This is a genomic window from Salipiger sp. (assembly GCF_048261495.1).
GTDB lineage: Bacteria > Pseudomonadota > Alphaproteobacteria > Rhodobacterales > Rhodobacteraceae > Salipiger.
This window is the reverse complement of sequence record NZ_JBLXFX010000003.1, coordinates 83,401-109,657: the sequence shown is the minus strand read 5'-3', so window position 1 is coordinate 109,657 and position 26,257 is coordinate 83,401. Positions and strand designations below refer to the sequence as shown.

At 68.6% G+C, this 26,257-nt stretch carries 31 protein-coding genes; 5 read left to right on the top strand and 26 right to left on the bottom strand.

What is annotated here, in order from left to right:
• Positions 1 to 92: 92 nt before the first annotated feature.
• From ACN0RJ_RS07115 to ACN0RJ_RS07070, 10 genes are all read right to left on the bottom strand, one after another.
• Positions 93 to 698: a class I SAM-dependent methyltransferase gene (locus ACN0RJ_RS07115; RefSeq protein WP_417723821.1), complete on the bottom strand. Its 606-nt coding sequence runs from the start codon at positions 696 to 698 to the stop codon at positions 93 to 95.
• Between the two features lie 52 nt (positions 699 to 750).
• Positions 751 to 1,755: an ester cyclase gene (locus ACN0RJ_RS07110; RefSeq protein ID WP_417723820.1), complete on the bottom strand. Its 1,005-nt coding sequence runs from the start codon at positions 1,753 to 1,755 to the stop codon at positions 751 to 753.
• A 68-nt stretch (positions 1,756 to 1,823) separates the two neighbouring features.
• The gene (locus tag ACN0RJ_RS07105) at positions 1,824 to 2,432 is read right to left on the bottom strand and encodes a hypothetical protein (RefSeq protein ID WP_417719872.1); all 609 of its coding nucleotides are present in this window, start codon (positions 2,430 to 2,432) and stop codon (positions 1,824 to 1,826) included.
• A 14-nt stretch (positions 2,433 to 2,446) separates the two neighbouring features.
• On the bottom strand, positions 2,447 to 2,884 hold the full coding sequence (locus ACN0RJ_RS07100; RefSeq protein WP_417723819.1) for a VOC family protein: 438 nt from the start codon (positions 2,882 to 2,884) through the stop codon (positions 2,447 to 2,449).
• 75 nt (positions 2,885 to 2,959) lie between these two features.
• Entirely contained in the window at positions 2,960 to 3,697 is a 738-nt protein-coding gene (locus tag ACN0RJ_RS07095; RefSeq protein ID WP_417723818.1) for an alpha/beta hydrolase, read from the bottom strand.
• 366 nt (positions 3,698 to 4,063) lie between these two features.
• Positions 4,064 to 5,425 (bottom strand): methyl-accepting chemotaxis protein, encoded by a 1,362-nt coding sequence (locus ACN0RJ_RS07090; RefSeq protein ID WP_417723817.1) that lies wholly within the window; start codon positions 5,423 to 5,425, stop codon positions 4,064 to 4,066.
• A gap of 132 nt (positions 5,426 to 5,557) precedes the next feature.
• Entirely contained in the window at positions 5,558 to 6,298 is a 741-nt protein-coding gene (locus ACN0RJ_RS07085) for a YebC/PmpR family DNA-binding transcriptional regulator (RefSeq protein WP_417719868.1), read from the bottom strand.
• A gap of 58 nt (positions 6,299 to 6,356) precedes the next feature.
• Complete coding sequence (locus ACN0RJ_RS07080) at positions 6,357 to 6,674, bottom strand: hypothetical protein (protein ID WP_417719867.1); 318 nt, start codon at positions 6,672 to 6,674, stop codon at positions 6,357 to 6,359.
• 20 nt (positions 6,675 to 6,694) lie between these two features.
• Positions 6,695 to 7,153 carry a helix-turn-helix domain-containing protein gene (locus ACN0RJ_RS07075; protein ID WP_417719866.1) on the bottom strand — a complete coding sequence of 153 codons (459 nt, stop codon included), beginning with the start codon at positions 7,151 to 7,153 and terminating at the stop codon, positions 6,695 to 6,697.
• Between the two features lie 58 nt (positions 7,154 to 7,211).
• A complete protein-coding gene (locus ACN0RJ_RS07070; RefSeq protein ID WP_417719865.1) occupies positions 7,212 to 7,718 on the bottom strand; it encodes a hypothetical protein in 507 nt (168 codons plus the stop codon).
• 84 nt (positions 7,719 to 7,802) lie between these two features.
• Between ACN0RJ_RS07070 and ACN0RJ_RS07065 the strand changes: the two genes are divergently transcribed.
• Positions 7,803 to 8,537: a glutamine amidotransferase gene (locus ACN0RJ_RS07065; RefSeq protein WP_417719864.1), complete on the top strand. Its 735-nt coding sequence runs from the start codon at positions 7,803 to 7,805 to the stop codon at positions 8,535 to 8,537.
• Positions 8,538 to 8,547: 10 nt separating this feature from the next.
• On the opposite strand, the gene ACN0RJ_RS07060 is transcribed toward ACN0RJ_RS07065, so the two are convergent.
• The 4 genes from ACN0RJ_RS07060 to ACN0RJ_RS07045 form a co-directional block, all read right to left on the bottom strand.
• On the bottom strand, positions 8,548 to 10,326 hold the full coding sequence (locus tag ACN0RJ_RS07060) for an SLC13 family permease (protein ID WP_417719863.1): 1,779 nt from the start codon (positions 10,324 to 10,326) through the stop codon (positions 8,548 to 8,550).
• Positions 10,327 to 10,433: 107 nt separating this feature from the next.
• Positions 10,434 to 11,246, bottom strand: a complete 813-nt coding sequence (locus ACN0RJ_RS07055) for a TIGR00282 family metallophosphoesterase (protein WP_417719862.1) — start codon at positions 11,244 to 11,246, stop codon at positions 10,434 to 10,436.
• Between the two features lie 103 nt (positions 11,247 to 11,349).
• On the bottom strand, positions 11,350 to 12,012 hold the full coding sequence (locus ACN0RJ_RS07050; protein WP_417723816.1) for a VCBS repeat-containing protein: 663 nt from the start codon (positions 12,010 to 12,012) through the stop codon (positions 11,350 to 11,352).
• A gap of 104 nt (positions 12,013 to 12,116) precedes the next feature.
• Positions 12,117 to 12,440, bottom strand: a complete 324-nt coding sequence (locus ACN0RJ_RS07045) for a 2Fe-2S iron-sulfur cluster-binding protein (protein ID WP_417719860.1) — start codon at positions 12,438 to 12,440, stop codon at positions 12,117 to 12,119.
• Positions 12,441 to 12,559: 119 nt separating this feature from the next.
• Here ACN0RJ_RS07045 and ACN0RJ_RS07040 point away from each other — a divergent pair, with 119 nt between their 5' ends.
• The 3 genes from ACN0RJ_RS07040 to ACN0RJ_RS07030 all read left to right on the top strand — a co-directional run bounded on the left by ACN0RJ_RS07040 (position 12,560) and on the right by ACN0RJ_RS07030 (position 14,408).
• Positions 12,560 to 12,946, top strand: a complete 387-nt coding sequence (locus tag ACN0RJ_RS07040; RefSeq protein ID WP_417723815.1) for an OB-fold nucleic acid binding domain-containing protein — start codon at positions 12,560 to 12,562, stop codon at positions 12,944 to 12,946.
• 42 nt (positions 12,947 to 12,988) lie between these two features.
• Positions 12,989 to 13,528: a peptidoglycan-binding domain-containing protein gene (locus ACN0RJ_RS07035; protein WP_417723814.1), complete on the top strand. Its 540-nt coding sequence runs from the start codon at positions 12,989 to 12,991 to the stop codon at positions 13,526 to 13,528.
• Positions 13,529 to 13,610: 82 nt separating this feature from the next.
• Positions 13,611 to 14,408 (top strand): pyrroline-5-carboxylate reductase family protein, encoded by a 798-nt coding sequence (locus tag ACN0RJ_RS07030; protein WP_417723813.1) that lies wholly within the window; start codon positions 13,611 to 13,613, stop codon positions 14,406 to 14,408.
• A gap of 68 nt (positions 14,409 to 14,476) precedes the next feature.
• Here ACN0RJ_RS07030 and ACN0RJ_RS07025 read toward each other — a convergent pair whose 3' ends face one another.
• From ACN0RJ_RS07025 to ACN0RJ_RS06990, 8 genes are all read right to left on the bottom strand, one after another.
• A complete protein-coding gene (locus tag ACN0RJ_RS07025) occupies positions 14,477 to 15,916 on the bottom strand; it encodes a DegQ family serine endoprotease (protein WP_417720042.1) in 1,440 nt (479 codons plus the stop codon).
• A 269-nt stretch (positions 15,917 to 16,185) separates the two neighbouring features.
• Positions 16,186 to 16,377 carry a DUF2065 domain-containing protein gene (locus ACN0RJ_RS07020; protein WP_417723812.1) on the bottom strand — a complete coding sequence of 64 codons (192 nt, stop codon included), beginning with the start codon at positions 16,375 to 16,377 and terminating at the stop codon, positions 16,186 to 16,188.
• Positions 16,374 to 17,375 (bottom strand): protease modulator HflC, encoded by a 1,002-nt coding sequence (gene hflC / locus ACN0RJ_RS07015; RefSeq protein ID WP_417723811.1) that lies wholly within the window; start codon positions 17,373 to 17,375, stop codon positions 16,374 to 16,376. The genes ACN0RJ_RS07020 and hflC overlap by 4 nt, the downstream gene beginning before the upstream one ends.
• Positions 17,376 to 17,378: 3 nt before the next feature.
• Entirely contained in the window at positions 17,379 to 18,539 is a 1,161-nt protein-coding gene (gene hflK, locus ACN0RJ_RS07010) for an FtsH protease activity modulator HflK (RefSeq protein WP_417723810.1), read from the bottom strand.
• Positions 18,540 to 18,604: 65 nt separating this feature from the next.
• Positions 18,605 to 20,062, bottom strand: coding sequence for an FAD-dependent oxidoreductase (locus ACN0RJ_RS07005; RefSeq protein WP_417719853.1), 1,458 nt, complete (start codon positions 20,060 to 20,062; stop codon positions 18,605 to 18,607).
• A 107-nt stretch (positions 20,063 to 20,169) separates the two neighbouring features.
• Positions 20,170 to 20,385 carry a hypothetical protein gene (locus ACN0RJ_RS07000; RefSeq protein ID WP_417719852.1) on the bottom strand — a complete coding sequence of 72 codons (216 nt, stop codon included), beginning with the start codon at positions 20,383 to 20,385 and terminating at the stop codon, positions 20,170 to 20,172.
• A gap of 25 nt (positions 20,386 to 20,410) precedes the next feature.
• On the bottom strand, positions 20,411 to 21,193 hold the full coding sequence (gene rpiA / locus ACN0RJ_RS06995) for a ribose-5-phosphate isomerase RpiA (RefSeq protein ID WP_417719851.1): 783 nt from the start codon (positions 21,191 to 21,193) through the stop codon (positions 20,411 to 20,413).
• 29 nt (positions 21,194 to 21,222) lie between these two features.
• Positions 21,223 to 21,792 carry a hypothetical protein gene (locus ACN0RJ_RS06990; protein ID WP_417723809.1) on the bottom strand — a complete coding sequence of 190 codons (570 nt, stop codon included), beginning with the start codon at positions 21,790 to 21,792 and terminating at the stop codon, positions 21,223 to 21,225.
• 58 nt (positions 21,793 to 21,850) lie between these two features.
• On the opposite strand from ACN0RJ_RS06990, the gene ACN0RJ_RS06985 reads away from it, so the two are divergent.
• Positions 21,851 to 23,224, top strand: a complete 1,374-nt coding sequence (locus ACN0RJ_RS06985; RefSeq protein ID WP_417719849.1) for an L-serine ammonia-lyase — start codon at positions 21,851 to 21,853, stop codon at positions 23,222 to 23,224.
• A gap of 120 nt (positions 23,225 to 23,344) precedes the next feature.
• Here the strand turns inward: ACN0RJ_RS06985 and ACN0RJ_RS06980 are convergent, their stop codons facing one another.
• From ACN0RJ_RS06980 to ACN0RJ_RS06965, 4 genes are all read right to left on the bottom strand, one after another.
• Positions 23,345 to 23,905: a helix-turn-helix domain-containing protein gene (locus tag ACN0RJ_RS06980; RefSeq protein ID WP_417719848.1), complete on the bottom strand. Its 561-nt coding sequence runs from the start codon at positions 23,903 to 23,905 to the stop codon at positions 23,345 to 23,347.
• A gap of 100 nt (positions 23,906 to 24,005) precedes the next feature.
• A complete protein-coding gene (locus tag ACN0RJ_RS06975) occupies positions 24,006 to 25,391 on the bottom strand; it encodes a multicopper oxidase family protein (protein WP_417723808.1) in 1,386 nt (461 codons plus the stop codon).
• A gap of 1 nt (position 25,392) precedes the next feature.
• Positions 25,393 to 25,818 carry a c-type cytochrome gene (locus tag ACN0RJ_RS06970; RefSeq protein WP_417723807.1) on the bottom strand — a complete coding sequence of 142 codons (426 nt, stop codon included), beginning with the start codon at positions 25,816 to 25,818 and terminating at the stop codon, positions 25,393 to 25,395.
• Positions 25,819 to 25,895: 77 nt separating this feature from the next.
• Positions 25,896 to 26,228: a hypothetical protein gene (locus ACN0RJ_RS06965; protein WP_417723806.1), complete on the bottom strand. Its 333-nt coding sequence runs from the start codon at positions 26,226 to 26,228 to the stop codon at positions 25,896 to 25,898.
• Positions 26,229 to 26,257 lie beyond the last annotated feature (29 nt).

The following is a 26,257-nucleotide window of genomic DNA, read 5'->3' as shown; positions in this document are numbered from 1 at the left end:
TCCCCCAGGATAGCAGTCCCTGCGACAAGGTCGCGCATTTTGTGTGGATCGGTCAACGCTCCACTACAAAATGTGCGTCCAAGCCATATGTATCAGTGGTTTCGGCGTGCAACCACAAGGGAATGCCCCGTGCAATCCGGATCCTCCGGGCGGAATTCCTCGACCGGCGCGCCCTCGCGCGCGAGAATCGCCGCGTATTCCTCGGGCGAGAGCGAGGCATGATAGACCGTGTCACCGGCGACGGTGCCGGTCACCTCGCCCGCTCCCGGTCCGACGGTAAGCAGCAGGCGGCCGCCGGGGTTCAGGTGACGCACGAGCCTCGGCAGGGTGGCGCGCTGCTCGTCCGGGGTGAGGTGAAAGAAGCTGCCCCAACCGATGACCGCATCGAAGCGCTGCGCGAGCGCCAGCGCGCGCATGTCCGCCACGAGAACCTCGGCGGCGGGAAGGCGGCGGCGCGCGATCTCCACCATCGCGGGGGCAAAGTCGACCGCGGTAAGCGCGACCCCCTGCCCGAGCAGCCATTCCCCGATCGGCGCGCCGGTCCCGCAGCCGAGGTCGAGCACCGCGCCGCCGTCGGGCACGTCCGCCAGCGCGCGCAGCAGCCAGGCCCGTTCGGTCAGAGCGCGGTTGCGCAGGCCGTCGTAGGCCCCGGCATTGCGGTCATAGATCTCGCGCGTACGTTCCGACAGAAGAGACATGCCGACAGACTAGGCGCGCGGACCCCGTCCCCGCAAGGCACGGCGGAGACCCTCATACCGCCGCAAGCTGCTGGCCCTGCCGCCGCTCGATCAGGTTACCGGTGGCACAATGAATCTGCATCCACACCGCCGCCTCGTCGAACAGCGTCCATTCCCGGCGCAACCCGCCGGGGCCGAATTCGGCATGGCTCATCCCCATGACATGCACCTGCGCGCCGGTGGGCCTGCCGAACGGGCCCCAGCCGTCATGCCGCCCCGAAAGCGACCAGCGCAGCGCGGCACGGGGCGGAAGCTGCCGGGTTTCCATGCCGATGCGATGATGGATCCGGAACTCCGCCGAGGGGAAGGCCCCGCGCAGCCCGAGCCAGAACCGCTCCGCCGCCGAAGCGCCCCGACCGATGACGCCACCCGGATAGACCATCCGCGCCGCGCCGTCGTATTGCGCCGGGATCGAGGCGAAATCCGCGGTCATGATCCGGCTCAGCAGCCCGGCAAAGGCCACCCCCCACTGGTTGCTGTCGCCCTGGCCGGTATAGGGGCCGATGGAATCGATCTCCGGCCGCAAGGGCATGAGATCGGGGTCGCGCCCGGCCATGCGCTGGCGCGCCCAGTCCGCGACGCCGATGCCGAGCTGGCGCAGAACCGCACCGGTGTCGCGCACCATCCAGCCGTCGCTGAGCCGGTTATCCTTGCCGTAGAGGTCCGCCATCACCCGGAACCGCAGACGCTTGCCCGTAGGCGCGCCGAACAGTCCCGCCGCATCGTGACGCCCGCTGATGACCAGCCGCTGCGCACCCAGCATCCCGACCTGCGGGGCGCCCGACCATTGCACATCCTCCGTCACCGCCTGAAGGCCCGGCAAGGCCGAGGCAAGCTCCGTCACCGTGCCGCGCAGCGCCTCCGGCCCGTAGCCGATGGCATCGCTCCCCCGCAGGATCAGCTGCGGATGGGCAAAGGCGGCCAGCGGCGCGCCGAACGCCCGCCGGTTCCAAAGCGCCTCCGTCACCTGGTGCAGATAGTCCGGGTAATCCCGGAAGCCCGGGTCGAATCCCCGCATGTGTGTCTCCAGCAGCATCCCGCCGCCAGCTTGGCGCGAATCTGGTGAAGAAATGGTTTCCCGGGTCGTCAGGGTCGTCGGATTCCCCGGAACGGAGGGAAATCTTCATAGCGTTTCCGGCGGGTTGCGAGGTCTTCTTCGGGTTCCGCACCGGCCGCGATCAGACAACCGCGCGGCGCGACGAAGCTTTCGATCCGACGCAAGGGCACCGGCCGCCAGGCGATGTTGAAGGCGCAGAGCTTGGGAAAGACCTGCAGTTCGGATACCGGCAGATGGTCGAAGATCCACCAGGCCAGATCCCGCCAATCGCGCCCGGCCTCGTAGCGCTCCGCGAACCAGGGGATGACCACCGAGGCCCCGGCAATCTCGATATCCGTCCGGTCCCAGACGTGGCATTCCCGGGGATGATCGTTGCGCGCGCAGTTCAGCTTGCGGGCATTTCCGAAGCGGTTCAGCGCCGCCGAGCGGTAGCCCGACCGCAGGAAGATCCGCCCGAAGGTCTCTTCCAGCGGGTCGAGAAGTGTTTCGCAAAGCGCTCGCCCGTGGGCCAGCGCGCGCTCCGGATCGTCGGGCAGATTCTGCAGGCCGTGAAAGCTGGCGATCTCGGAATGCAGGAATTCGCGCATCCAGAAATGCCGGGACAGGCGCTGCCGCCCCAGCGTTTCCAGGCTCCACATCGAAGCCGGACGCCTCACTCGCCGCCGTAGCCGAGCCAGCGGAAGGCGCCGTCACCCGCGCGCAGCGGCGCCATGGGATTGTGGGCGATTTCCCAGATGTGCCCGTCCGGATCGGCGAAATAGCCGTGATAGCCACCCCAGAACACGTCCTGCGCGGGCTTCAGGATGCGCGCGCCGGCCGCCTCGGCACGGGCCATGAGCGCGTCGACCTCAGCGGTGCTGCGCAGGTTGTGCGCCAGGGTCATCGCACCGTGGCCGAGGCTGTCGAGCGGCACGCCGATATCCTTGGCCAGGTCCTCGAGCCCGAACAGACCCAGCGTCTGGCCAAGAAGATCGAAGGCGGTGACGCCCTCGGGGCTTTCGGTCTGCTGCCAGCCGAGCGCTTCGTAGAAGGTCACGGAGCGCGCCATGTCACGCACGCCGAGGGTCACGAGGCTGATTCTTTGTTCCATCTTTGTTCCTCCTTTCGCCGCACCATACCCGGGAGGGCCGACGATGCAAGGCGGCGGCGGCCCCGCGCGCGGATGTCAGCCGCCGAGGTCCACGATCGCGGCCTCGATCAGGGCGAGGTCGGCCGGCCCGGAAAAGCGGTGATCGACTCCCTTCACCAGCGTCAGCCGGATGTCGGGGCTGTCGATATGGTCGAGCAGACGCAGCGCCGTTTCGCGCGTGACCGCCTCGTCCGCGGTGCCCTGCATCAGACGCACCGGCCAGGGCATGGGCAGGGGCGCGCGCAGGACCAGGTGCTCGCGCCCGTCCTCGATCAGGCGCCGGGTGACCGCGTAATCCTCGCCATAGGCGGAGGGGAGGTAGACCACCCCCGCCTCCGTCACCTGCCTCCGCTGAGCCTCGTCGAAACCGGCCCAGAAACCGTCTTCGGTGAAATCCGGAGCGGCGGCGATGCCGACGAAGCCCGTGACCTCGGGCAGCCTGCGGGTCAGGAGGCAGGCGATCCATCCGCCCATCGACGAGCCGACCAGCAGGACGGGGCCGTCGGTCACGGCACGAATCACCGCCTCCGCATCCGCCGCCCAATCCCCGATGCAGCCCTCTTCGAAGACGCCTCCGGATCGTCCGTGACCGGAATAGTCCAGCCGCAGAAAGGCGCGTCCCCGCGCCTTGGCCCGGGCTTCGAGGTGCACGGCCTTTGTGCCGTCCATGTCGGACTTATAGCCGGAGAGGAACACCACCAGCGGCCCCTCCCCCTGCGTATGAGCATAGGCCAGGCGCGCACGCGCGGTCTCCAGATACCGGATTTCGGTCATGACCCCTCCGTCGAGTTACCGCCGGAGACTGGACCGAGGGGCGGGAAAGGACAAGGCTTTGGCCGGAGCCTCAACAGCAGGAGCGTCAAGGCGCCGGCAGCCGCGGGCGACATGCTTTGCAGGACCACCCATGCCCTGCGCTTCATCAGACTTGCGGTCTTCCGGACGGGTCGCAGTCTTCCCGGACGGGTCGCGGTCTTCCCGACGGCCGGCAGTTCGGTGATCGGGTTGCGGTTCGCCGGGCGCGTGCGAGCCTCCCCAACGCCGGGCAGCTCCGGCGGCGCACAGCGCCTCTTTCGAAACGGCGCCCACCGATGCGCCCGTCGGTTTCGCCGCCCGTTGCGCGGCCTGCGGCATGTTCCGCGATCAGGCGGCGGCCTCTGCGGCGGCATCGTCGTCCCAATCCGACGTCATCGACGTCACCGTGTCGGAAACACGGAACACGCGCACCCCCTCTGTGAGGGTCATGCTGTTGCGCGACAGCGTCCGGGTTGCGTCGGCGGTTTCGTTGACCATCGCGGCATTCTGCTGCGTCACCGCGTCGAGCTGGGAGATGGCGGTGTTGATTTCGCCCAGGGTCATCGTCTGCTCGCCGAGCCCGTGCACCACTTCGCGGATGCGTTCGGAAATGCGGTCCACACCCTGAAAGATGCTCCCCAGGTCGGAGCTGGCTCGCGCGACAAGATCGACGCCCGACTTCACGTGGCTGCTGCTCTGCGCGATGAGCGCCTTGATTTCCTGTGCCGAATCCGCCGAGCGCTGCGCAAGGGAGCGCACCTCGGAGGCGACGACGGCAAAACCGCGCCCCGCCTCGCCCGCGCGGGCCGCCTCGACCCCGGCATTGAGCGCGAGGAGGTTGGTCTGGAAGGCGATATCGTCGATGACCGAGATGATCTGGGCGATGGAATCCGACGAAGTCTCGATCCGTTTCATCGCGAGGGTCACATCCTCAACGACCTGGCGGCTGCCTTCGGCGGCGGACTTGGTGTCGTCAGCCTCCCGCCCGACTTCGGCGGCATAATCGGCGGCGGATTTCGCGTTGCTGTTGATCTCTTCCACGGCGGCGGCGGTTTCCTCGAGGGTGGCGGCCTGGGTTTCCGTCCGCCGGGAGAGCTCGTCGGAATTGGTGCCGATCCGCGTGGCGATGTCGTCGATGACGCCGGAGACGGATTGCACCTGGCGTATGAGCTTGGCCATGTTCTGCACCGCCGTGTTGAAGGCGTCGCCCAGTTCGGCAAGCCGGCCGTTGCCGCATTTGGTGACGCGGTACGACAGGTCCCCCTCCCGCATCGCGTCGAGCCCGAGCGCGATGTCCTTGATCGCCTCGCGCTGATCGGTGATTTCGGTGGCGATCTTGGTCACCCGCGTGACCTTGCCATCCTCGTCGAAGACGGGGGCATAGGTGGCGCTGATCCAGATCACCCGGTCGTCCTTGGTGACGCGCGGAAACTCTTCCGTGAAGAATTTCCCGCCCCGCAGCTCCTCCCAGAATGTCTCGTATGCGGGGGTTTCGCGGAACCGCTTCTGGACGAAGATCCGGTGATGCTTTCCCACGACCTCTTCGAGGGAATAGCCGAGCACCTTCAGAAAGTTGTCATTGGCTTCGATGATCGTGCCGTCGGGCGCGAAATGGATGACGGCCTGCGTGCGCTGCACGATCTGAAGAATGGCGGCCTCCACCCCCTCCGACGCCGAGGGCGGCCGCTTTGCCTTGCCAAAGAATTTCATGCCGTACTCCCGGTGAACTGCGCATCCGCGTCACCTCTAGCCCGGGAAGTCTTTACATTCTCTCTACGGCATCCGGGCAGCGACGGCGGACGGCGCACCATGCCGCCCCCCGTTTCTGCCCGCGGAACCGCGTCAGAGCTGTTCCATGACCTCGTCCGAGGCTTCGAAATTGGTGGTGACGCGCTGCACGTCGTCGTCGTCTTCCAGCGCCTCGACCAGTTTCATGAGGGACTGCATCCCTTCGAGATCGAGCTCGGTCGTGGTGGAGGGTTTCCACACCAGCTTGGTCGAATCGCTCTCGCCCAGCTCGGATTCGAGCGCGGTGGCGACCTCGTTCAGGTCGGTGTCGGCGCAGTAGATGACATGGCCGTCCTCACCGCTTTCCACGTCCTCGGCACCGGCTTCGATCGCCGCCATCATCACGGTATCCGCATCGCCGACGGAGGCCGGGTAGACGATTTCGCCCTTGCGCTCGAACATGAACCCGACCGAGCCGGTTTCGCCGAGATTGCCGCCGTTCTTGGTGAAGGTCGAACGCACGTTCGACGCGGTGCGGTTGCGGTTGTCGGTCATCGCCTCGACGATCACGGCGACGCCGTTGGGGCCGTAGCCCTCGTAGCGGATTTCCTCGTAATCCTCGCCGTCGCCACCGATGGCCTTCTTGATGGCGCGCTCGATGTTGTCCTTGGGCATGGACTGGCTCTTGGCTTCCTTGACGGCGAGCCGCAGGCGCGGGTTCTTCTCGGGGTCGGGATCGCCCATCTTGGCGGCGATGGTGATCTCCTTGGAGAATTTCGAGAACAGCTTGGCGCGGACCGCGTCCTGGCGGCCCTTGCGGTGCTGGATGTTTGCCCATTTGGAATGGCCGGCCATGGTGGAGTCCTTTATTGCCCGGAATTAGCGCCGCTCTTACTCAGGGCGCGGGACAAATTCAAGTTCCAGCCGATGTGCAACCGAAGTCCGCAAGGCCCATCAGGAGCCGCAGGACAAGGCCGAGGATCACCAGCAGCGCCACCCAGAGCGGCGGAAACTGAAACGCCCCGCCATGGGCGGCGGCCTGTTCGCGGTGTCGGGCCAGCGCGAAGTCGTGGGCGGCGCAGGCGCGGGCATCGGCGTCGGAGGGGCGGCCCCTCCGGATCAGCGCCATGGCGCGGGCCTCGTGGTAATGCGCGCGCACCGGGAAGGCCGCGCTCCAGATCCCGGTGGCGATCAGCGGCACGAGGGCCAGCCCCTTGAGCAGCGGCAGCAACGCGCAGAGATCCAAACCCGTCAGGCTCCGGCGGATTCGATCGCGACGGTAAGCGGCACGTTCGCCGCCTCGGCCAGCGCCAGCAGGGTCCAGAGCGCCGGGCCGGTCGCCCGCTTGCCCACGGACAGGCGCGAGATCGTCTCGGCCGCGATACCGCTGCGTTCGGACAGCTCCGCGAGGGTCATCCCGCTGCGCGTCACGATGGCGCGGACAAGCTGCATGCCCAGAAGGCGCGCGATCTCCTTGCCCGCCTCGGCGGTGGCCTCCCCGGCCTCCCGCGGGTCGAGATCCTCGTCCAGGCGGCGCAGGAACCGGTCCTCGGCCTCGTGCGCCCGGGTGGCGGGATCGCGCGGCACCGGGGCCGGCTGCGGACGGTGGCGGACGGCGGGACGCGCGCCGCCCTGGACCGAGGGCGGATGCCGCTCGGCGGGGTCGGTGGCGTGGTCTTCGATACCGGCGGTGAACTCGGACGCGGTCATCCTGGCCTCCTCGGGGTCATTGATCTTGACGTCAATATAGGGCGCATTGACCTCAAAGTCAATTTCGCGCCTTCTTCCTTGGATAGAGCACCAGCTCCTCCCAGACCGCATCGTAGCGCCCGGCGGTGCCGCGCAGCGATTCCATGGCCCCCGCCGCCGCCTCGCGCGGGCCGCGCCAGAACACGCCGAGGCGCGCGTCGGGACGTTCGGCATACAGCACCCCGGCCGCCAGCGGCAGACGCGGAAAGGTCAGGACGGCGGCATAGCTGTGCGGGTCGCGGCGGCTTGCCTCGCTGCCCGGCGGGGCGGGCACGACCCCGGAAAACCGGCTGAGAAGGGCCGCGATGTCGACCATCCCGCCCGCATCCGGTGCTGCCTTCGCATCGGCGATCCGGGCGCGGCGCAGGTCCGGCACCGGGCAGTTCGGCCCCAACAGATGGTTGATCATGCGAACCCGGATGTGCAACGCATGTGCGGCCTGCGCCAGCCGCTTCCTTTCGCCCGGCATCAGGCGCGCGGTGTCGAGATCGGCAAAACAGGATTCCAGAGGAACCAGAAGAACCATGACCCTCGCTACCCCTTTCCGACCGGCCCGTACGGTGCCCGGCCAAACCATCCGATCCGCCGCGCCGGGTCAAGACCGCCGGACATGAGCCGTTTCCTCATCCTCCAGCTGCGCCCCGAGGCCGAGGCGAGCGACGACGAATTCGCCGCCTTTCTCGACAAGGGCGGACTGGCACCGCAACAGGTTCACCGCATCCGGCTGGATCGCGAGGCGCTGCCCGAAGGACTGGACCCGCGGGACTATGCCGGCGTGATCGTCGGCGGCGGTCCCGGCTGCGTCTCGGATGCGCCCGAGGCGAAAACCCCCGCCGAGGCGCGCATCGAGGCCGCCTGCCTGTCGCTGATGCCCGCGATCACCGCCCATGACGTGCCCTTCCTCGGCTGCTGCTACGGCATCGGCATCCTCGCGCATCACCTCGGCGCAGAGGTCGGCAAGACGCGCTACGGCGAACCCGTGGGCCACGTCGCCTGTACCCGGACGGACGCGGGCACGCGCGATCCGCTGCTCGACGGGCTGCCCGAGACCTTCTCGGCCTTCGTCGGCCACAAGGAAGCGGTGCAGCACCTGCCGGACGGTGCCGTCCACCTGCTGGCCTCGGCCCCCTGCCCCTTCCAGATGATCCGCCACGGCGAAAACGTCTATGCCACGCAATTCCACCCCGAGGCCGATGCCGCCGGTTTCGAGACGCGCATCCGCATCTACCGGCACAAGGGCTATTTCCCGCCCGAAGAGGCCGACGCGCTGATCGACATGTGCCGCGCCGCCCCGGTGACGGAGCCCGCGCGCATCCTGCGGAATTTCGTGCGGCGCTACGGCTGACCGGGGCGCGTCAGAGCGGCCAGAACAGCGGGATCAGCGCCGAGGCGAGGATCCCCATGGTGAAGTTGAGCGGCGCGCCCACCTTCAGGAAATCCGAGAACCTGTAGCCGCCCGGCCCGTAGACCAGCGTGTTGGTCTGGTAGCCGATCGGCGTCGCGAAGGAGCAGGACGCCGCCACCATCACCGCCACCACCAGCGGGCGCGGATCTATGCCGAGCTCGTTCGCGAGCCCGATGGCGATGGGCGTGACCACGACGGCCACCGCGTTGTTGCTGACCATCTCGGTCATCACCGAGGTCAGCAGGAAGATCGACCAGATCAGCAACGGCGCCGGCAGGGATTCCATCAGGGGGGCGACCGCCTTGACCACCATCGCCACGGCGCCCGACGCATCCAGCGCCGCGCCGATGGCCAGCATGGCAAAGATCAGCGCCAGAAGCTGCCCCTCGACAAAGGAAAACGCCTCGTCCGCATCGATGCAGCGGGCAAGAAGCACCACCGCCACCGAAATCACCGACAGCGCGAGGATCGGCGCCACGCCGAAGGCCGCCAGAACCACGATCCCGGCCATCGCCCCGATGGCGATGGGCGCATGCCCGCGCCGGAACGCCCGCGCCGAGGGTCGCGACACGTCGACCAGCGCCATTTCGTCGGCCAGACGCTTGATGTCCTCCGGCGCGCCTTCCAGCAGCAGGGTGTCGCCCACGCGCACCACCAGTTCGTCGAGCTTGCGCCCGATGTTCTGGTTCCGCCGGTGCACCGCCAGCGGATAGACCCCGAAGCGGCGCCGCAACCGCAGAGCGCCGAGGCTGCGCCCGACCATCTTGCATCCGGGGGTGATCAGCACCTCGACGGTCGTGGTCTCGCGCGCGGAGATCTGGTCCACCCGTTTCAGCGACTTGTTGCGCTGCAGCGACAGCAGTTCGGTCATCTGGGTGCGCAGCACGACGCGGTCCCCGACCTGCATCGTCACCCCGTCGAGGTTGCGCCGCAGCGATTCATCGCCGCGGATCACGTCGATCAGCCGCACGCCTTCGCGCTTGAACAGCTGAACCCCCAGCACCTCGCGCCCGATCAGGTCGGAATCCGGCGGGATCACCGCCTCGGTGAAGAACTTCATCCGCGACCGGTCCGACAGCATGCCCGCCATGGAGTGCCGCTCGGGCAGCAGGTAGCGCCCGGTCAGGAACAGGTAGAGCATGCCCCAGGCCACCAGGATGACGGCGAGGGGTGTCACTTCGAAGATCGTGAAGGGCCGCAGCCCCTGCGCCCGCGCCACCCCGTCGACGAGCAGGTTCGTCGAGGTGCCGATCAGCGTCGTCATTCCCCCGAGGATCGCCGCGTAACTCAGCGGAATCAACAACTTGGATGGCTGGACGCCGAGCGATTTCGCGATCTGCACGAAGATCGGCAGCATCAGCACCACCACCGGCGTGTTGTTCATGAAGGCCGAGGCCAGGATCACCACGCCCATGATGGCCGCGATGGCCCGGCGCGGCTGGCGCACGACCTGCGCCTGCGCATAGGTGGCAAAGGCGTCCAGCGCCCCGGTGCGCACCAGCGCCCCCATGACCACGAACATCGCGGTGATCGTCCAGGGCGCCGGGTTCGACAGCACGGACAGGGCATCGTCATAGGGCAGGATCCCCATGATCAGCAGAAACGCCACCCCCCCGATCGCGACCACCTCGGTCGGATAGCTTTCGCGAACGAAGAGCAGGAACATCCCCACCACCGTGGCCATGGTCACATAGGCCTGGGCGTTCTGACTCAGTTCGATAAAATGCATGTACGGATGCGCCTGCCCCTAGTTCATCGCGCCGCATTCTGACCGCGCGGCCAAGCTCTTGCAAGCGCGGCGCATCATCGCGCCCGCGCCGCTCCGGACACCCGGCCTCAGATCCCGGATTGCTCCAGCCGCCCGCCCAGGCGCACCATCTTCACGAGGGTGGCCTTGCCGGTACGATCATCGCTCTCGACCAGCACACCGGACAGCGTCGCCGCCCCGAGCGCCGGCGTGAACCGCCCCTTGGACATGCCGGTGACGAAGCGGCGCATCGGCTCGGCCTTGTCCATGCCGATGACGGAATCGTAGTCCCCGCACATGCCCGCGTCGCTGAGATAGGCGGTGCCGCCCGGCAGGATCTGCGCGTCGCCGGTCGGAACATGGGTATGCGTGCCGACCACGAGGCTTGCCTTGCCGTCGCAGAAATGCCCCATCGCCATCTTCTCCGAGGTCGCCTCGCAATGCACGTCCACCAGGATCATCTGCGCCTGCCCGCCGAGCGGATGCGCCCGCAGGGTCGCATCCATCGCCGAGAAGGGATCGTCGAAGGCCCGCTTCATGAAGACCTGCCCCAGCACCTGCGTCACCAGCACCTTGCGCCCGCGCCGGTCCTTGAACAGCCCCGCGCCGCGCCCCGGCGCCTGCTTGGCAAAGTTCAGCGGGCGGATCACCCGCGGCTCGCCGTCTATGAAACTCAGCATGTCCTTCTGGTCGAAGGCATGATCCCCGAGAGTCAGCACGTCCGCACCGGCATCGAGCAACAGTTTCGCATGGGCCCCGGTCAGCCCGGCACCACTGGAGGCGTTCTCGCCGTTCACCACGACGAAATCCAGCTTCCAGTCCTCACGCAGTTTCGGCAGGGTCTCCGCGATGGCCGCCCGTCCGGCGCGTCCCACCACATCCCCGAGGAATAAGGTTCTCATGCCCCCTGCGTAAGCGGAGCCACGCCGAAAGCAAAGACCCATTTGCAGCCGCGCAGGGGCCGGCGCGGCATCCCTGCGCTTCTTCTTGTTGCAAATACGCCGATCACGGCCTCGGGGCCGCCGCCCGGCCGGGGCGGCATTGCAGCGCCGCCGCCATGTCCCGCTCCGAATACGGCCCGAGATCGCGGGCCTCGATCCGCCCGCCGACAAGCCGCGCCGCCGCGATACGGCTCCAGTCCGCGCGCGCCACGATCATCTCGGGACCGGCGCCGCAGTCGCGCAACCCGCCCTCGATCCGGTCTCGGCCGATACGGTGGTTGGTGAACCCCGGGGTCGCGGCCACTTCCTCCAGCGCGGCGCGGCCCGGAACGTGGCGCCAGATGCGCAGGATCTTCGCCAGGTGCGGCCGATCGACATAGGCCAGTTCGACCCGGCCGTCGCCGTCGAGGTCGCCCGCCCCGACCGGGGCGAGCCAGCGATGGCGCTGCCCGATGAACGGCGCGGCCGCGATCAGTCCGCCGGACCCGTAGAGCGCCAGCCGCGCCCCGCGCCCGAGGTCGCTCTCCACCACCATCGCCGCCACCTCGCCCGAGGCAAGCGGCACGAGCCGCGGCGCGAGATCCTCGAAGACACGATGCACGGGCAGCCGCAGCAGCACCTCCCGACCCGAGGCATGGCGCAGGCGCAGCGCGCCCCACTCGATCGCATCCCCGAGGACGGCGTGATCGTAGCGCGTCGTCGGCTCGGCATAATCCGCCGCGACCACCGCATCCGCCCGCGCGACCTGCGGCGCCAGCCACAGGCACAGGATCAGCCATGCGCCGCGGGAAAACCCGCGCCACGGGCGCGACAGGAGTCGCGGCGCCCGGCTCAGATCTGCTTTTCCGGCATCTGCACGACCAGCCCGTCGAGCGCATCGCTCACCCTGAGCTGGCAGGTCAGGCGCGACCGCACCGGATCCGGCTCGAAGGCGAAATCCAGCATGTCCTCTTCCATCTCGTCCTTGGCCGGCAGCTTCTCGACCCAGTCCGGCGCGACGTAGACGTGACAGGTCGAACAGGCGCAGGCCCCGCCGCAATCGGCCTCGATGCCGGGAATGTTGTTGTCCCGCGCGCCTTCCATCACGGTCAGCCCGTTCGCCACGTCCACCACATGCTCGGTGCCGCCGAACTCGATATAGGTGATCTTCGCCATCGCCCGTCTCTCCATCGTCTCACGTTCCGACCTACCTAGTCAGACCGCGCGCCGGACACCAGACCCCTTGGCCGCGCGGCGCATATGTTCTACATTTGTTCCGAAAAAGGGAGTCCCGAATGCCCATAGACATCCCGCGCAGCTATCCCGACGACTGGCCGCGCCCGCCCTCCTGCCTCCAGGCCTCGCGCCTCGAAGAGCCGCCCACCGGCGCCCGGATCGCGGTCGCCGGCCTCGTCATCCTGCGCCAGCGGCCCGGCACCGCCCGGGGCACCATCTTCCTCACGCTCGAGGACGAGACCGGCGTCGTCAACGTCGTGGTCTGGAACAAGATCTACCAGCGGTTCCGCCGCGCGGTGATCGCGGGCCGGATGCTGCGGGTGACCGGGCGGCTCGAACGGGCGCATGGCGTCACCCATGTCATCGCCGACGAGATCGAGGACATTTCCCACATGCTCGACGAGCTGCTGGCCGAACATCTTCCCACGGAAGGCGAAACCGGGTAAGGTCGCGCCAAGAGGCCCGAAATCGCAAGAGGCTCAGAGCAGATGTCCCGCCCAACCGCCGCCGTTGCCGCGCTCGTCGCCGCGCTGACCTCTGCCTGCGCCGCGCCGCAGCCCGACGAGGTGTCCCGCGCCGAAACGACCGGCCCGGTCGGCCCGGCCCCGGCGCCCGTGCAGCATGCCGACGGCACCTGCTGGGCGCGCGAGGTGACACCGGCGATCTACGAACACGTCTCCGGCGACCAGCGGGCCTACCACGAGCAGGTCACCGACGAAGGCACCCTGCTGCATCTGCCGATCTTCCGCCGCGCCGTCGCGCCCAAGGTGCTGCGCCCGCGCGAGGATGTCAGCTTCGAAGCGCCCTGCCCGGCCCTGATGACCTACGACTTCACCGCCTCGCTGCAGCGCGCGCTGGCCGTGAGGGGGTATTTCGCGGGCAATGTCACCGGCGAGATGGACGCCCCGACCAGCGCCGCGATCCGCAGATACCAGTCCGAACGCGGGCTCGAGAGCGGTCAGCTCTCGCTCGCCACCGCGCGCGAGCTGGGCCTCGCGGCGGTGGAGCGGGACAGGATCCGGGGCTGACATCGCCCGGCCCGCGCGCCACTGTGGACCCGTCCGCCCCTCCCGGCGCGGACATGGCCACCACCGGACAAGGGCGCACGCGATGAACCGCACCGACACCCCCACCCTCGGAATCCTCGGAACCGGCATGCTCGGCAGTGCGATCGCGCGGGGCCTGCTGGACGCCGGGGCCTGCGAGGACTCCACCCTCGTCCTGTGCAATCGCAGCGGCACTTGTCCGGCGCTTGCCGACCGGCCGGGGCTGGCGATCACCACCGATCCGGCGGATCTCTGCGCCCGCTGCAACACGCTGCTGCTGTGCCTGCCCCCGGCAGCCACGGCAACGCTCGTCCTGCCAGCCGCCGACCACCTCGTGCTGTCGGTCATGGCCGGTGTCACCCTGAAGCGCCTGGGCGGGATCACCGGCTCCGCGCGCCTTGTCCGCGCCATGAGCAGCCCGGCGGCGGCGCTCGGCCTGGCCTACGGTCCCTGGATCGCCACCCCGGACTGCACCGCCGCCGACCGCGACCGCACGCGCGGGCTGTTCGCCGCCATCGGCGAGACCGACGAGATCGGGCAGGAATCGCTCATCGACCAGTTCACCGCGATGACCGGCCCGGTGCCGGGCTTCGTCGCCTTCTTCGCCGATGCCATGATCCGCCACGCCGAAAGCGCCGGGGCGCCGCCCGAGGTTGCCCTGCGCGCGGTGCGCCAGCTTTTCCTCGCCGGCGGCCGCATGATGGCCGAAGACGAAACAACCCCCGCCGAACACCTGCGCGGCATGATCGACTACGCCGGGACCACCGCCGCCGGGCTGACGCTGCTGGCCGGAGGAAACACGCGGGAGGAAATCTCGCGCGCGCTCGATGCCGCCGCGGACCGCTGCCGGACCATCGTCTGACCCAAGCGCGCGGCCGATGAAAAAGGGCGCCCCGAAGGGCGCCCCGTCTCTCTGCCGTTGCCGGCGAACTACTGTTCGGTGTCTTCCACGCTCAGCGCGACGAAGCGCGGGTCGCCGCCACGGCTCACCAGCAGCAGCATCGACTTGCGGCCCGCATCCCTGGCTTCGGCGATCCGGTCTTCGAGGTCGCCGACGCTCAGCACCTGGCTCTGGCCGGCTTCGGTGATCACGTCCCCGGCACGCAGGCCCTTCTCGAAGGCCTCCGAGGTTTCGTCGACCGCCGTCACGGCAAGACCCTTGGCGCTGTCGGGCAGGTTCATCTCGGCGCGCAGATCGGAGGTCAGCGGGCTGAGGGTCAGCCCGAGGATGTCCACCGTGGAGGGCTCTTCGCTCTCGGGCACGGTCTGGGACGCCGGGAAGGTCCGCTCCGCCTCTTCGCGGCGACCGAGCGTCACCAGAAGCGTCTCGCTCTTGCCGTCGCGGTTGACGATGACGCGCACCGATTTGCCCACTTCGGTGTTGCCGACGATGCGCACCAGCTGGCGGGTATCGTCCACGTCCTTGCCGTCGAAGCTGACGATCACGTCACCGGCCTGCATGCCGGATTCCTTGGCGGGACCTTCGGGCACGTCAGAGACCAGCGCGCCCTTGGCCGAGACCAGTCCGAGCGATTCGACCATGTCCTCGGTCACGTCCTGGATGCGCACACCCAGCCAGCCGCGGCGGGTTTCGCCGAACTGCTTGAGCTGGTCGACCACCTTCGTGACGACGTTCGACGCCATCGAGAAACCGATGCCGATGGAGCCGCCGTTGGGCGACAGGATCGCCGTGTTCACGCCGATCACGTCGCCGTCCATGTTGAACAGCGGCCCGCCCGAGTTGCCGCGGTTGATGGCGGCATCGGTCTGGATGTAATCGTCATAGGTGCCCGACAGCGCGCGGTTGCGCGCCGAAACGATACCGGCCGAGACCGAAAAGCCCTGGCCGAGCGGGTTGCCCATGGCCATGACCCAGTCGCCGACGCGGGCATTGTCGGAGTTGCCGAAGGACACGAAGGGCAGCGCATCGTCACCCTCGACCTTGAGCAGCGCGATATCCGTGTTGGGATCGGTGCCGACCAGCTTGGCCGGAAGGACCTTGCCCGAGAAGAACTCGATGCTGATCTCGTCGGCGCCGTCGATGACGTGGTTGTTGGTCACGATGTAACCGTCTTCGGAAATCACGAAGCCGGACCCGAGCGCCGAGGACCGGCGCGGCTGACCGCCATCGCCCTGGCCGTTGCGGTCCTGGAAGTCGCGGAACAGATCCTCGAACGGCGAGCCTTCGGGAACGATGCCCTGCGGGCCGGAGCGCGCCGCGACGGTCGTCGAGGTGGTGATGTTCACCACCGACGGGCTGATCCGCTCTGCCAGGTCCGCAAAACTTTCGGGCGCGCCGCGCGCATGCGCCATCAGCGCCTGGGACAGGATGAGAAACATCGACAGGCTTGCGAGCCAGAACAGCCGCATCGGCTGTACGCGCTCACCCGTCGTTGCGAGTGCTTGAGGTTTCACCTGGAACTCCTTTGCTGCGCAGAAAGGCCGCGCGTGGGCCGCACGGTCGCCTGCCTCCTCTTCAACGACCCTAACATAGGCGTCCCGGGGCCACACCAAAGAAAAGGTTTCGCTGCCTCAAGCTCATGTGAAAGTCCGGTAGCGCCCCGTGACTCGGGATCATTCCGGCAAATGGCTTCGAAAGGGTTAATTGCCGCAGCGTCGCCCGCGAAAGGCTGCGCGGATCAGGCCCGCAGCGCCCAGAGCATCAGGACTCCGGTGACCAGCGTCAGCAGGCCGAGGGTGCGGCGCGTCTCGACCGGGAGGGCGCGCAGAGCTTCGAGCAGGTGCTCGACAAGCGAAGGGGCCAGTGCGTACACCAGCCCCTCGATGACAAGAACGAGGGCGATCCCCGTTCCGATGTCGGTTGCCGTCATTCCGACGCGGGTGCCGGAGCGACGGGGGCCGGAGCCGGTGCCGGAGCGGCGGGCGCAGGCGCGGGCTGACCGGCGGGGGCCGTTTCCCCCGCATCGGCGGCCTCTTCGGCCACCGGCGGCTTCACCTGGGTGCCCTGGTTCCAGAAATACTCGAAGAACTCGCCGTCCGGCGTCATCACGAGCGAGGAATTGTCCCCGCCGAGAGCGTTCTCGTAGGCCTGGAGCGAGCGGTAGAAGGCAAAGAACTCCGGATCGGCACCGAAGGCTTCGGCAAAGATGCCGTTGCGCTCGGCGTCGGCCTCGCCTCGGGTCACGTTCGCATCGCGGTCGGCTTCGGACTGGGTTTCGACCACGGTCCGGTCGGCAAGCGCGCGCACGCGCTGCGCCGCCTCGTTACCGCGGGCGATCTCGTCCGCCGCTTCCCGTTCACGCTCGGCCCGCATCCGGGCGAAGGTGGCTTCGAGGTTCTGCGTCGGCAGGTTGGTCTGCTTGAGGCGGACGTCCACCACATCGAGACCGAGCGACAGCGCCTCGGCGCGGGCCTGGTCGCGGATGCGGTTGGTCAGCGCCCGGCGGTCCGCCGACAGGATGGTGTCGGAGGTGACCTGATCGGCACCCAGAACTTCGCGGATCTGCGCGTTCAGGATGCCCGAGAGGCGATCCTCGGCGGTGCGCACGCCGCCGACGCCGACGGCCTGGCGGAAGCGGACCACATCGGCGATGCGGTAGCGCGCGAAGGCGTCGACCACGAGACGGCGGTCATCCGAGGGCGTGACCTCGATGGTGTCGGTATCGAGCGACAGGATGCGGTCGTCGTAGGTCACGACCTCCTGGATCAGCGGGATCTTGAAGGCGAGACCGGGGTCCTCCTTGACCGAGCGGATCTGACCGAACTGCAGCACCAGCGCCTTTTCCCGTTCGTCCACGACAAAGATCGAGGACAGCACGGTCACGAGCACGATCACGATGATCGGCAGGATGTAGGTTGTCTTGCGCATGGATCAGTTCCCCCCCGTGGTGTTTCGGCGGTTCAGCTCGTTCAGCGGCAGGTAGGGCACGATGCCGTTGCCGCCCTCCGTCAGGCTGCTGTCGAGGATCGTCTTGTCCACGCCGCCGAGCACCTTTTCCATCGTCTCGATGTAGAGACGGCGGCGGGTGACTTCGGGTGCCTTGGCATATTCCTCGCGCACGGCGGAGAAGCGCGAGGCCTCGCCGACGGCGTCGTTGACGACGCGGGCACGATAGCCCTCGGCCTCTTCGCGGATCTGCGCGGCCTGGCCTCGGGCCTCCGCGACGACGCGGTTGGCATAGGCATCGGCCTGACGTTCGAGGCGGTCACGCTCCTGCTCGGCGGCCTGCACCTCGCGGAAGGCGTCGATCACCTCGCGCGGGGGGTCGGCCTTGGCAAGGTTGATCCGGACGATGGAGATGCCGGAATCGTATTCGTCCAGCGTCGCCTGGATCTGTTCCAGCGCGGTGTCGGCGATGATGCCGCGGTCGCGGTTGAGGATCGGCGCGAGGTTGGACGCCGCGATGATCTCGCGCATCACGGCCTCGGAGACCGCCTGAACGGTCAGCTGCGGGTCGCGGATGTTGAACAGAAGCTTGGCCGGGTCGTTGATGTTCCAGACCACCTGGAATTCGATGTCCACGATGTTGGCATCGGTGGTCAGCATCAGCCCGTCCGAAGTGTTCCCCCGGCCGGAGCCGACGGTTTCGGTACGTTCCGAGGTCACGTTCACCACCTCGGCCGTCACGAAGGGCCAGGGCGCGAAGTTCAGACCGGGGTTGCCGGTGGAGCTGTACTTGCCGAGGAACAGTTCGACCGACTGCTCTTCGGGCTTCACGGTGTAGAAGCTCATGAAGGCCCAGAGGCCGACCGCGGCAAGCGCCGCTATCCCCAGCGTGCCGCGGGTGAAGGCCGGACCACCGCCGCCGCCACCGCCGGAACGGGGAGCGCCCCCGTTGCCGCCGCCGCGACCGCCCATGAGAACGCGCAGGCGTTCCTGGCCCTTCTTCATCAGCTCGTCGATCTCCGGGATCTGCGGATCGTTGTCGCGGCGTCCGCCACGGTTTCCGTTGCCCCCGCCCTCGCCGTTCGGCGGCCTGTTGCCCCCGTTGCTTCCACCGCCGCCCCAGGGGCCGCCGCTGTTACCTGCCATGAATTGCTATCCCTCTTGTCCTTTTCAGGGTCCCGCTCCCGAAACTGTGCATTCTTTCCGGCGATTCAAGCCGTGCGTGTGGCTTTGCGCATGGTGACGATCTCTTCGGACATGGTCGGATGCACCGCCACGGTCCTGTCGAAATCCTCCTTGGTGGCGCCCATCTTGACCGCGATGCCCGCCAACTGGATCATTTCACCCGCATTCGGGGCCACGATATGACATCCGAGCACCTTGCGGGATTCTTTCGACACCACGAGTTTCATCATCACCCGGTCGCTGCGTCCGGCAAAGGCCGATTGCATCGGACGGAAGGAGGTCGAGTAGATCTCGACCGCCTCCTGCTCCGCCGCCTGTTCCTCGGACAGGCCCACCGTGCCGAATTCCGGCTGGGTGAAGACCGCCGAGGGGATCAGTTCATGATCGACCGGCGTGGGGTTGCCCCTGAACACCGTTTCGACAAAGGCCATGCCCTCGCGGATCGCGACGGGGGTGAGGTTCACCCGGTCGGTCACGTCGCCGATTGCATAGATCGACGGAATCGCGGTCTGGCTGTATTCGTCCACGACGATCTCGCCCTTGCGGCCGAGCTTCACGCCGACCTCTTCGAGGCCCATGTCCACGGTGTTCGGGCTGCGCCCGGTGGCGAAGAACACCGCGTCGAAGACGCCGGACTGACCGTTGGTCGCCTTGACCCAGATCGGGCCGTCGCGGTTCTCGCCCTGCGGCGCGTCGCCCGCGATCTCGTGCATCGGCGTGCCCATCGAGATGGCGCCGTCGCTCTTGCCCGAGAGATCGTCATCGGTGGCACAGCGCATCTCGACGATGTCGGTGCCGGTGTGCAGCGCGATGCCGCGTTCCTTCATCGCGTCCGAGATCAGCCCGCGCGCCTCCTCGTCGAAGCCGCGCAGCACCTGGGCGCCGCGGTAGTACTGCGTCACCTCGACCCCCATCCCGTTCAGGATGCAGGCGAATTCGCAGGCGATGTAACCGCCGCCGATGATCAGGATGGATTTCGGCAGTTCGGGCAGGTGGAAGATGTCGTCCGACACGATGCCGAGGTCGGCATTGGGAATGTCGGGGCGCACCGGCCGCCCGCCGGTCGCCACCAGGATGTGCTTGGCTGTAAGGGATTCGCCCGTGGACAGTTCGACGGTGTGGGTGTCGCGGATCACGGCGCGGGCGTCGTAGGTCGTGACCCCGGCATTCTTCAGCAGCGACCGGTAGACCCCTTCGAGACGGTCGAGCTCGCCGTTGAGGCGGGTCCTGAAGGCGCTCCAGTCGAAGTCGCCGCGGTCCATCGACCAGCCGTAGGCGCGCGCATCCTCGGCCACCTCGGCGAACTCCGAGGCAAAGACCATGAGCTTCTTGGGCACGCATCCCCGGATCACGCAGGTGCCGCCATAGCGGTCATCCTCGGCCAGGGCCACCCTGGCCCCCGTTTCCGAAGCCGCCACCCGCGCCGCCCGGACACCGCCGGAGCCGCCGCCGATGACGAACAGATCATAGTCGAAATCGCTCATCTACACCCCCTTCAGGTTGCGGGGGACGGTAGATCACAGCAGGCATGGGAAGGCCAGAGCAACGGGACGCAAACCGTGCAGGTCGCAGCCGACGGTTCGCCGGCGTCTCAGACCCTGAAATAGACGAAATACCGCTCGCCCCGGATGTCGAGCGACACCATGGGGGCGTAGCCCTCGCCCAGCACGGCGGGGGCATCCTCGCGGCTGACGTTGGACAGATGGAGATTGCCCATCCCGTCGATCCGCCGCGTTTCCTGCGGCGCCATCGGACGGGCGAGGATCTCGTCCCGCAGCCGTTCCAGCATCTGACCCGAGATCAGCATGCCGGGCACCTTTGCGCGGCGGCGGTCAAATGTCCCGGAAGAGGTTGTCTTCCTCGACGAAATCCAGCCGGTCCTCGCTGACCGTACCGGCATTGATGTCGCGCACTTCGACGCGCCCGTCGCCGTAGCCGATCACCACCTGGTCGCAGATGTCGATGAAGAGACCGTTCTCGACCACGCCGGGGATCTGGTTCAGGATCAGCGCCAGTTGCCGGGCGTTGCCGATGCGCGACAGGTGCAGGTCGAGGATGTGGTTGCCCTCGTCCGTCACGAAGGGCGCCTCGCCGTTCATCCGCAGCGTGCTCTTGCGGCCGAGCACGTCCATCGACACCAGCGCCTCTTCCAGCAGGGTCTGGGTGGCGGTCCAGCCGAAGGGGATGACCTCGACCGGCAGCGGGAAGGCACCGAGGTTCTCGACCTCCTTCGCCGCATCGGCAATCACGATCATCTGGTCGCTCGCGGTGGCGACGATCTTTTCCTGCAGCAACGCCCCGCCGCCGCCCTTGATGAGGTTCAGCTCGGCGTCGAATTCGTCCGCGCCGTCGATGGTCAGGTCGAGCCAGCGCGCCTCGTCGAGCGAGATCACCTCGATCCCCACGGAGCGGGCCAGTTCCGCGGTCCGGGTCGAGGTCGGAACCCCCCGGATGCGGAGACCGTCGTCGCGCACCATCTCGCCGAGGCAGCGCACCAGCCAGGCGGCGGTGGAGCCGGTCCCGAGGCCGACCCGCATGCCGTCCTCGACGAATTCGGCGGCCCGCTTGGCGGCCACGAACTTGGCCTTGTCGATGGGCGAAAGCTCTCCGGTCATGTCATTCTCTCCTGGCGCATCGCGGCCTGCTATAGCCGCGAAGCCGCCTCTGCGCGAGTCCCATTTCCGCCGCATCCGGGGGCGCGGAATGCGGATCGGGGCCGGAGCGGCATCCGGTCGGGCTTGAATCCGCAGCCCTGCCCGCCCTGCGCGGCGGTCAGGACCGGACAGGGCGCGGTTTTTCCGACGAGGGAGCTATCCTGCGTCATCGCCCCCGGCTCGTTGAAGAAGGTGAGATACGTCATCACCTTCCGACCGTCGGCGCGGATCGAGGCCTTGCGCAGGAATCGGCTGCCGCCGGGACCGCGCACCGACCACCGCATGCGCACGTCGACCCATCCCTGGCCGCCGGAGATCCCGCAGACCTCGATGGCCTTGTCGATCGGCACGGAAACCTTGGTCGCGTCCGATGCGGGCGACATCACCAAAAGGAAGGCGGCGCAGAGCGCCGGCAGGAGCCACGAATACGGCATCGCTGAAACGCCCCGAAATTGCGGGATGAACACCCGCCCCGCCGCAGGAAACGCCTTGTTGCCCGACCACCCCCGGCGCTGTTGCCCCGACACCGCTTTCCGCCGGGCGGACGCCGCTTTCGGCATTGCCCGCCCGTCCGGAGCCACTAGGCTGCGCCGCAGACCTCATCAGGACCGATCCAAGATGTTTCTCTCTGTCTTCGACATGTTCAAGATCGGCGTCGGGCCGTCGTCCTCCCACACCATGGGGCCGATGGTCGCCGCCGCGCGGTTTCTCGACCGGCTGCGCGAGGCGCCGTTCACGGCCCACGGGCTGCGCGCCTCGCTGCACGGCTCGCTCGCCTTCACCGGGGTGGGCCACGCGACCGACCGCGCGACGATTCTCGGCCTCGCGGGCGTCACCCCGGAAAGTTACGAGGCCGCCGCCGCGGATGCCGCCATGGCCCGCATCAGGGACGACCGACAGGTGACGCCCGAGGGACTGTCGCCTCTGGCCTTCGATCCGGCGACCGACCTTGCCTTCGATTACGAACAGGCCCTGCCCGGCCATGCCAACGGCATGGTGCTGATGGCGACGGACGCGCAGGGCGACGTGATCCTGCGGGAGGTCTATTATTCCGTCGGCGGCGGCTTTGTTCTGACCGAGGCCGAACTGGCGGCGGGCAAGGATACCGATTCCGGCCCCGCCGTGCCCTTTCCCTTCCGCACGGCCGCCGAGATGCTGGACATGGCGGCGGAATCCGGGCTGTCGATCGCCGCGATGAAGCGGCGGAACGAGCTGTCGCGCCACCCGGTCGCGACCCTCGACGCCGGGCTGACGCGGATCTGGGAGGTGATGAACGACTGCATCGAGCGCGGCCTTGCCGGCGGCGGAGAGCTTCCCGGCGGGCTGCGGGTGAAGCGGCGCGCCGGGGGCATTCACGAGCAGTTGAAGGCCGAGCGCGGTCGCAACCTGACCGCGCCGCATGTCATCAACGACTGGATGAGCTGTTTCGCCATGGCCGTGAACGAGGAAAACGCCGCGATGGGACAGGTGGTGACCGCCCCGACCAACGGCGCGGCGGGCGTGGTGCCGGCAACCCTGCGCTACTGGCTTGATTTCGTGCCCGGTGCCAGCCCCGCCCGCATCCCCGATTTCCTGCTGACCGCCGCCGCGATCGGCGGGCTGGTGAAATACAACGCCTCGATCTCGGGCGCCGAAGCCGGTTGCCAGGCCGAGGTCGGCAGCGCATCCGCCATGGCTGCGGCGGGGCTCTGCGCGGTGATGGGCGGCAGTCCGGAACAGATCGAGAATGCCGCCGAGATCGCGCTGGAGCATCACCTGGGCATGACCTGCGACCCGGTGCGCGGACTGGTTCAGGTGCCCTGCATCGAACGCAACGGGCTCGGGGCGATCAAGGCGGTGTCGGCGGCCTCGCTGGCGCTGCGCGGCGACGGCTCCCACCTGGTACCGCTGGATGCCTGCATCGAGACCATGCGCCAGACCGGCCGCGACATGAGCGAGAAATACAAGGAAACCTCGCTCGGCGGGCTGGCCGTCAACGTGCCCAACTGCTGAGACGGCGCATCCGGCGGAGCGGGCTTCCGCCCGCGCAGGGCCGTCGCCGGCGGCGGGCGCCGCCGTCTCCACGCCTGTGGCCGGGGTGACGCCCCTGTTCCGCCGCCGCGGCCGTGGCCATCAGGCCGAGACGCGGAACAGCAGGTATTTGGCGGCCTTGGCCTTGCGCGTCGACAGGCGCACCGGGCCGGTGGGACGATAGCGCAGCGTATCCCCGGCGTTGAGATCGTAGGGCGTTTCCTCCAACTCGACCCGCAGCTTGCCCGAGAGCACGAGCAGATGGTGTTCCTGCCCCGGCACCTCCGGCGCGGGGGAGAGCACCGTGACCTCCGGGTCGAGCTTGCATTCGACCACCTCCCCCGCCAGCGCCGGGCCCGAGGCCGAGACGATGCGCCGGATCAGCCCGGAGTCCTTGTCGCGGAGCACCGGCTGGTCGTCGCGCGCGACGAGGGCGGGAAAGCCGTCCTCGATCCGGACCATGAGGCGGGCGAGGCTGATGCCGTAGGCAGCGCAGAGCCGTCCGATCTGTTCGGCCGTCGGGCTGACCTCGGCATTCTCGATCCGCGACAGGGCGGCGCGGCTGACGCCGCTGGCCTCGGCCAGCCCGTCCAGCGTCAGGTTCCGCTCGGCCCGCAGCGCGGCAAGTCGGCCCGCCAGCCTCGATGTCAGATCCGTCGCCATCCCCGCCCCCCTTGGCACATGACGGGGGAGAGTTTCCCCCGAACGGGAGGATACAGGGGAGATCCGCCCTGACAAGACCGTGCGGGACCGGGCGCAGCGGTCAGGCCACCTCGATCCACGATGTCATGCCGGATGCCGCGTGGCCCAGCATGTGGCAATGCATCAGCCACTTGCCGGGATTGTCCGCGACGAAGGCGATCTCGGTCACCTCGTCCGGGGCCATGAGCACCGTGTCGCGCATCGCGCCCTGCGTGCCGTCCGGCAACAGCGTGCGGAAATGCATGCCGTGCAGGTGCATGGCATGGGCGAAGGCCGTGTCGTTGACCAGCCGGATGCGCGCGGTCTCGCCCCGCTCGTACCGCGCGAAGGGATCATCGCCGCGCCCCGCCTGCCCCGCCAGAGCCCAGAACTGGCCGCGCGCGATCAGGGCCGCGAAATCGAGGAGCTCGCCCTGATGGCGCGCGGATTCCATGCCCCGCATCGCACCCCCCTGCATCCGCATCTCGCGCGGTTCGGCGGAGTCGGCACCGGGGACCGTCATGCGCGGGTTGGGCGGCAGCGGCGGCGGCGCACTCCGCGCCGCGCTCGTGCCCCCCGCCGAGACCGCAACCTCGACCAGCGCGCGCCAACTGCCGTCGCCCGCGCGGTGGACCAGTGCGGCGGGCGCCCCGGCTTCGGCGGTGACGTCGACGATCAGGTCGACCCGCTGCGCCGGGGCGAGGACGATGTCTCCGGATGCCGGAATCGGCTGCGCCAGCGGCATCCCGTCGAGCGCCACCGTCCACCCGGACATGCCCTCGAGCCGCAGCACGAAGATCCGTGCATTGGCGGCATTGACCAGGCGCAGGCGGAGCCGGTCCTGCCGCCGCGCCGCGAGCGACAGCTCGAACCGCCCGTTGACACAGAGCAGGTTGCCGAGCCGCCCGGCATGGCTGCGCATCATCGGGTTGTCGAAGCCCTCGGCGATCCGGCCGGTTTCGGGATCGAGCAGCACATCGTCGAGAACCAGCACCTCGTCGCGGTCAACCTCGAGCGGGTCGGCTTCGTCCACGATCAGCGCTCCGTAAAGGCCGCGCGCGACCTGCTCCATCGAATTGGTGTGCGCGTGATACCAATAGGTTCCGGCATCGGGCAGATCGAAGGCATAGTCGAAGCTTCCCCCCGGCGGCACCGCCGCCTGCGTCAGCCCGGACACGCCATCCATCGCGTTGTCGATGCGGATGCCGTGCCAGTGGACCGAGGTCGGCACCTCCAGCGCATTCACCAGCCGACGCGACAGGCGGCTGCCCTGCGCCGCGCGCAGGAGCGGGCCGGGCAGCGTGCCGTCATAGCTCCAGACCGGGGTTGCGGGATAGCCCTCCGGGGCGAGTTGCACCGTGGCGTGGCGCGCGGTGAGCGGGACAAGCGGCGCGGCAGAGGCCGCCCCGGGCCGCAGGAACGGGACAGCGGCCAGGCCCGCGCAGAAGGTGCGTCGTGTCGGTCGCATGTCAGTCGATCCCGTTGGCGCGCTGCATCGCGCGGATGTAGGCGATGATCGCCATCATCTCTCCGGCGCTCACCTGCGGCTGCGGCGGCATGTTCCCGAACGGCCAGTGATGCGCCCGCACCCCTCGGGCGGCGGCGGCGACAAAGGCCGCGTCGCCGTGGTGGGACGGCTCGTAGAGGCGGTGAACCAGCGGCGGACCGAAGCCGAACCTGCCGGCCCCGGAGGTGCCGTGGCAGGCGGCACAGACGGCATCGAAGGCGGCGCGACCGGCGCGCGCCTCGTCGGTGAGCGTGTCGGGCTCGGCCACCTCGACGATGGCGGCCCCCTCAGCCCGGTCGGGCTCGGAGCCTGCACCCTCGGCGACGAGGATGCCTGAGATCCCTCCCGCGACGGCGATGGCGGAGAGAAGGAGAACGGGTCTTTTCATGGTACTTGTCCTGACATTGGCCACGCGACGTGGCCTCGGGGAAAGACGCCGGGCTTGCGCCGGCAGGGTTCGTCAGGTCAGGCGCGCGGCGGCGGCGGGTCGGTCGCGGAAGGAGCCGAAACGGCCGACGGCGCCCCCGGCAGGCGCAGGTCCGGGCCCGTGGCGACGCAGGCGGCCTCTGCCGAGGGCGGCTCGAAGAGCGGCACCGCGCAGCAGGCCGCGGCATGGCCGCAGGGTGCGGCATCCGGGGCAGCTGTTTCCGGGCCGCCGCGCGCGCCGCCGCAATCGGCATGCGCCGTCGCGCCGCCCGCCGCGACCGACGGCAGGGCGCCACCGGGCAGGACGGCCGCGAGCAGCCAGCCGGTCAGGATGATGAGCGGGATGATGCGCAGGTCCGGTTCCTCCGGCATCGAGTATCGCAGGCCGCGCGGCACCGGGT